The organism is Pseudomonas sp. PS02288 (assembly GCF_029959715.1).
In the GTDB taxonomy this organism is placed as follows: Bacteria; Pseudomonadota; Gammaproteobacteria; order Pseudomonadales; family Pseudomonadaceae; genus Pseudomonas_O; species Pseudomonas_O kuykendallii.
Genome location: NZ_JASCPA010000111.1, coordinates 1 through 5,528, shown reverse-complemented (window position 1 = coordinate 5,528; position 5,528 = coordinate 1). Strand labels below are relative to the sequence as shown.

The 5,528-nt window shown below is 67.9% G+C and carries 4 protein-coding genes; 1 reads left to right on the top strand and 3 read right to left on the bottom strand.

Features of this window, described 5'->3' with window-relative positions:
- Positions 1-148 precede the first annotated feature (148 nt).
- Positions 149-1,333 (top strand): PepSY domain-containing protein, encoded by a 1,185-nt coding sequence (locus QMX85_RS23135; RefSeq protein ID WP_282344866.1) that lies wholly within the window; start codon positions 149-151, stop codon positions 1,331-1,333.
- Here QMX85_RS23135 and QMX85_RS23130 read toward each other — a convergent pair.
- The 3 genes from QMX85_RS23130 to QMX85_RS23120 all read right to left on the bottom strand — a co-directional run bounded on the left by QMX85_RS23130 (position 1,309) and on the right by QMX85_RS23120 (position 5,445).
- Positions 1,309-3,219 carry a beta-ketoacyl synthase gene (locus QMX85_RS23130; RefSeq protein WP_282344864.1) on the bottom strand — a complete coding sequence of 637 codons (1,911 nt, stop codon included), beginning with the start codon at positions 3,217-3,219 and terminating at the stop codon, positions 1,309-1,311. The genes QMX85_RS23135 and QMX85_RS23130 overlap by 25 nt on opposite strands.
- 230 nt (positions 3,220-3,449) lie before the next feature.
- The gene (gene arcC / locus QMX85_RS23125; RefSeq protein WP_282344862.1) at positions 3,450-4,379 is read right to left on the bottom strand and encodes a carbamate kinase; all 930 of its coding nucleotides are present in this window, start codon (positions 4,377-4,379) and stop codon (positions 3,450-3,452) included.
- A gap of 55 nt (positions 4,380-4,434) precedes the next feature.
- Positions 4,435-5,445 (bottom strand): ornithine carbamoyltransferase, encoded by a 1,011-nt coding sequence (locus tag QMX85_RS23120; RefSeq protein ID WP_282344860.1) that lies wholly within the window; start codon positions 5,443-5,445, stop codon positions 4,435-4,437.
- Between the last annotated feature and the right edge of the window lie 83 nt (positions 5,446-5,528).

Genomic DNA, 5,528 nt, shown 5'->3' with positions numbered 1-5,528 from the left:
ACGTCGCTGCATGCAACAGCCTCTACCAGTGCTACTACGGTGAGGAACGCAACGTGATGGCCACTCTCAACTACGACTTCTGATACCGCCGGGGCGGCCGCCGCCGTTTCGGGACGGCGGCGGCCTGCTGTTCGCGGGAGGCCAATCGATGCGTACCGTCCTGCTGTTGCTGCACCGCTACATCGGTCTGGCCACGGCGCTGTTCCTGCTCCTCGCCGGGCTGACCGGCAGCGTGCTGGCCTTCCAGCACGAACTGGACGAATGGCTGAACCCGACGTTCTACCGCACGCCGGGCGTCGGCGAGCGGCTGCCGCCGGGGCGCCTGGTGGACAGCCTGGAGCGCGCCTATCCGCGTCTGCAGGTCTGGTACATGGAGTTCCCCGACGAGCCGCAGCACGCCGCGCTGCTGGCGATGGTGCCGCGTACCGATCCGGCCAGCGGCCAGCCGTTCGACGAGAAGGCGGTGGTGCGCTACCTCGACCCGGTGACCGCCGAAGAGGTCGGCCAGCGCCATTGGGGCGAATGCTGTTTCGCGCCGGACAAGCTGGTGCCCTTCCTGCTCGAGTTTCACTACAGCCTGGCGCTGCCGGGCAACTGGGGCCTGTGGCTGATGGGCGGGGTGGCGATCCTCTGGTTCGTCGACTGCTTCATCGCCCTGTGCCTGACCTTGCCGCGGCGTGGGCCGTTCTTCGGCAAATGGGCGACGGCCTGGAAGATCAAGCGCCAGCGGCTCAACCACGACCTGCACCGCGCCGGGGGCCTGTGGCTGTGGCTGCTGCTGACGCCGGTGGCGCTGAGCAGCGTAGCGATGAACCTCGCCGAACCGGTGTTCAAACCGGTGGTTTCGCTGCTTTCACCGGTCGCGCCGAGCGTCTACGAAGCTCGCGCGCGGTTGCCGAAGGCGCAACTGGGCGCCACCACCTACGGCTACGACCAGGCCTACCGGTACGCCGAGGCGCATGGCCGGCGGCTCGGCCTGAGCGCACCGATCACCGAGCTGTACTACAGCTTCGAATACCACTTCTACGGTGCCGGTTTCGGCGATCACGCCAGCGATCAGGGCAACGCCTGGCTGTTCTTCGACGGCAGCGACGGGCGCCTGCTCGGCCAGGAAATTCCCGGCCAGGGCAGTTGGGGCGAACGTTTCTATCGGTTGCAGCTGCCGATCCACGGCGGACGCATCTTTGGCGTTGCCGGGCGGGTGCTGATCGCCGTGCTCGGCCTGGCGATCGCGCTGCTGGCGCTGACCGGGCTGGTGATCTGGTGGCGCAAGCGCCGCGCGCGCCTACATGCGCGCGGCCGGAGGCTTCAGTCCTCGAGCATGTCGCGGTAGCGCGCGTCCTGCTTGTAGGCGAGCGGCTTGGCGAAGCCCGGCACCTTGACGCCGTCGGCGCTGATGTCGATCTCGCTGTCGTCGATCAGGTCCTGGCCGAAGTTGTAGATGACGTCGAACTGGCCGTTCAGCGCGCGGCTCTCGTAGGCGGCGGCGGCCGCGCGGGTCTGCTCGCGGCGCTCGCTGTAGCCGGCGAAGGCCGCTTCGCCGTGGCGTTTGCGCAGCATCTTCTCGACCAGCCGCGGGGCCAGCACATAGGCGCTGGCGTTGTTGCCGCCGAAGCCCTTGGAGTTGATGAAACAGACGTCCAGCGCCTGTTCGCCCACCGCGGCGTCCTCGGTGAGGATGCGCAGGTGCTCGCGGTGCACGTCGTCGGCCACCGCGTCGATAGTCTTGATGCCGGGAATGATCCCGTACTTGAAGCTGCCCAGGGCGGAGATCAGCTGGTCGCCGCTGGCCGGCGCTAGGGAATGCCCGACGAACGCCTTCACCGCGGTCACCGGCCAGTCCTCGATGCCGAACGCCGCGGCGACGCGGTCGAGCAACTGCGACTCGGTGACCCGGTTGGCCGGCGTGCTGGAGCCGTGGGCATGGATGAAGCTGCGTTGGCGCACGCCGTCGAGGCCGACCAACTGGCTGGCGGCGGCCACGGCCTGGGCCATGGTCAGGTAGTTGCCGGGGCCGGGGGCAGAGATCGACTTCTTGAAGCCGTCGGCGTTGATGAACACGTCCGGCACCGCGCCGTGGATGTCGGCGCCTAGTTCCAGCGCCAGCTCGTCGTCCATCAGCACCACGTACTGGCTGGATTCGGCCAGGGTGAAGCCGCAGTTCTGCCCGAACGGGCGGCTGGAGCGGCGAAAGTCGACGTCGTCGCGGCCTTCGATCAGGCGCAGGTTTTCCTCGGTGGCCAGCGCGCCCATGGCCGCGTAGCCCTCGATGCATTCGGGGAGGATCGGGGCTTCGCTGTTGCCCACCACGACCACCCGCGAGCGGCCCGAGGCGATGCCTTCGATGCCTTTCTGCAGGTTGTAGAGGAAGGTCGCGCAGGCGCCGGTAATGGTCCCGGTTTCGCCGACGCTGCCCAGCACATAGGCGTTGATGAAGTCGGTGGGCATGCTGTTGAAACCGAGCGGCAGCTGCTTGGCGCTGACCCGGTGGCCGCGCAGGCGCGACTGCAGCAGGCCGCCGTTGCCGTACTCGTCCATCTGGGTCATCAGGCTGCCGGAGAACACGGCAATTTCGCCGGGCGCGACGCGTTCGACGATGCGCGCCCAGTCGATGCCCACCGAGCGCAGCGCGTCCGTGACGCCGACCACGGTCATCTGCAGGCCGCGGGGGTGGAAGCGCGAGTTGTACAGTTCGCCGGGCTCGAAGCCGGTGGGCAGCTGGCCGGCGGATTTCACCGGCAGCTCGCGGTAGCTGTCGACCTTGATCTCGCAGCGCTCATGCAGGGTGACGCAGACCTCGGTGTCGCTGATCGGCTCCACCGACCAGTTCGCCGGCAGCGGCTCCGGCAGTTGCTTGGCGGCCACCGTGAAGCTCAATGGCTGGCCGTTGGCGCCGCCGATCTCGAGGTTCTTGTGCCAGTGCGCGGCGTTCACGTCGAGGTGCTGCTTCTCGATCCGGCGGATCAGCGTGGAGGCGAGAATCTGCCCGCCGAAGCGCTCCTCGATCTGCGCCGGCGTCAGCGCGGTGCCCTCGGCGTCGCGGTATTCGCCGTCGACCACGCTGACCAGCTTCATCATCACGGCCAGGCCGGTCAGTGTCTGCTGGCGCGCCTGGGAGTCCAGCGACTCGATGACGGTGCGGCGGAAGCCGTGGTGGAACGAGCTGCGGCCCGCGGAGTTGTAACCACCGAAGCCGACGATGACGGGTAGGCGAGACATGACTCGAGTAGCTCCTCACGCAAGGAAGACAGTGCCGGGAAACCCCGGTCTGTCGATTATTGGCGTTGAATCGTGCGTCTGCCGCCCCGTTCATGGGGCGGTCGGATCAAGCGAATGTACATGCTGACGAATTCGGTGACCGTCGAGTCACTGAATCCGTCGGCAAGTCGCGTGGCGGGGCGCGGCGAAAAGGCCGCGAAGACCGGGCGGCCTTCGCGCGGTGGCGGGGGTCAGCGGTAGGTGAGGGCGGCGGCGCCGAGGTCGACGCGGGTCCCGGCGCTTCCGGCGACGATGGCTTCGATATCGGCCAGCGAGCCGATCACCGCCGGCTTGCCGGTCTGCCGGGCGAACTCGCAGGCGGCCTGCACCTTCGGCCCCATGGAGCCGGCGGCGAAGTCCAGGGAGTCGAGATCGTCCGGGCGCGCCTGGTCGATGGCGCGCTTGTCGGGCGTGCCCCAGTCCAGGTAGACCCCGTCGACGTCGGTGGCGATCACCAGCAGGTCGCACTCCAGTTGCCGGGCCAGCAACGCGGAGCAGAGGTCCTTGTCGATCACCGCCTCGACGCCTTCGAGCTTGCCCTCGGCGTCGTAGCGCACCGGGATGCCGCCGCCGCCGGCGCAGATCACCACGCAGCCCTTCTCCAGCAGCCAGCTCAGCGGGCGCAGCTCGAAGATCCGCTTGGGCCTGGGGCTGGCGACCACGCGGCGGAAGTGCTCGCCGTCGGCGGCAATGCTCCAGCCCTTCTCGGCGGCCAGGCGTTCGGCGTCGGCGCGCGCGTACACCGGGCCGATCGGTTTGCTCGGCGCGGCGAACGCCGGGTCCGCGGCGTCCACCTCGACCTGGGTGAGGAGGGTGGCGAAGGGCACCTCGAAAGGCAGCAGGTTGCCCAGTTCCTGTTCGATCATGTAGCCGATCATGCCCTCGGTTTCGGCGCCGAGGACGTCCAGCGGATAGCTGGCGACATCCTTGTAGGCAGCGCCCTGCAGGGCCAGCAGCCCGACCTGCGGGCCGTTGCCGTGGGCGATGACCAACTGGTTGCCGGCCGCCACCTTGGCGATCTGCGTGCAGGCGAGGCGCACGTTGCCGCGCTGGTTTTCCGCGCTCAGGGGTTCGCCGCGGCGAAGCAGGGCGTTGCCGCCCAGGGCGATGGCGATGCGCATGGGGTTCTCCTTGTCAGGCCCGCCGCGCACCCGTCGGGCGCCGCGGGCGCGGGGGTCAGATTTCGGCGAGGGTCGAGACGAGTATCGCCTTGATCGTGTGCATGCGGTTTTCCGCCTGCTCGAAGGCGATGTTGGCCGGCGACTCGAAGACCTCCTCGGTCACCTCGATGCCGTTGGCGAGGTTCGGATACTGCGCGGCGATCTGCTGGCCGACCTTGGTTTCCGAGTTGTGGAACGCCGGCAGGCAGTGCATGAACTTCACCCGCGGGTTGCCCGCCGCCTTCATCAGCGCGGCGTTGACCTGGTACGGCAGCAGCTGGCCGATGCGCTCGGCCCAGGCTTCCACCGGTTCACCCATGGAGACCCAGACGTCGGTGTGGATGAAGTCGACGCCCTTGACCGCTTCCAGCGGGTCCTCGGTGAGCGTCAGGGTGGCGCCGCTGGCGTCGGCGAAGGCCTGGCAGGCGTCGATGTGTTCCTGGCTCGGCCACAGCGCCTTGGGCGCGCCGATACGCACGTCCATGCCGAGCTTGGCGCCGATCAGCAACAGCGACTTGCCCATGTTGAAGCGCGCGTCGCCCAGGTAGGCGTAGCTGATCGAATGCATCGGCTTGTCGCTGTGTTCGCGCATGGTCATCACGTCGGCGATCATCTGCGTCGGGTGGTATTCGTCGGTCAGGCCGTTGAACACCGGCACGCCGGCGTATTTCGCCAGTTCCTCGACGATGGCCTGCTTGAAGCCGCGGTATTCGATGGCGTCGTACATCCGCCCGAGCACGCGGGCGGTGTCCTTCATGCTCTCCTTGTGGCCGATCTGCGAGGAGTTCGGGTCGATGTAGGTAACGTTGGCGCCCTGGTCGTAGGCCGCCACCTCGAAGGCGCAGCGGGTGCGCGTGGAGGTCTTCTCGAAGATCAGCGCGATGTTCTTGCCTTTCAGGTGCTGGCGTTCGGTGCCGGTGTACTTGGCGCGCTTGAGGTCCCGCGACAGGTCGAGCAGGTAGCACAGTTCGCGCTCGCTGTGGTGCATCAGGCTGAGCAGGCTGCGGTTGTGGATGTTGAAGGCCATGGTCGCTGTTCCTTGTGTTGACGGGCGCGCGGGCCCCGGCCCGCGCGGGCGGTTTAAGATTTGAAGTGGGGGGGGGAGCAACG

Excerpts from the sequence above, each read along its gene's own strand:
- QMX85_RS23130 (WP_282344864.1), bottom strand. The coding sequence starts at position 3,219 with ATGTCTCGCCTACCCGTCATCGTCGGCTTCGGTGGTTACAACTCCGCG.
- QMX85_RS23120 (WP_282344860.1), bottom strand. The coding sequence starts at position 5,445 with ATGGCCTTCAACATCCACAACCGCAGCCTGCTCAGCCTGATGCACCAC.
- QMX85_RS23135 (WP_282344866.1), top strand. The coding sequence starts at position 149 with ATGCGTACCGTCCTGCTGTTGCTGCACCGCTACATCGGTCTGGCCACG.
- arcC (WP_282344862.1), bottom strand. The coding sequence starts at position 4,379 with ATGCGCATCGCCATCGCCCTGGGCGGCAACGCCCTGCTTCGCCGCGGC.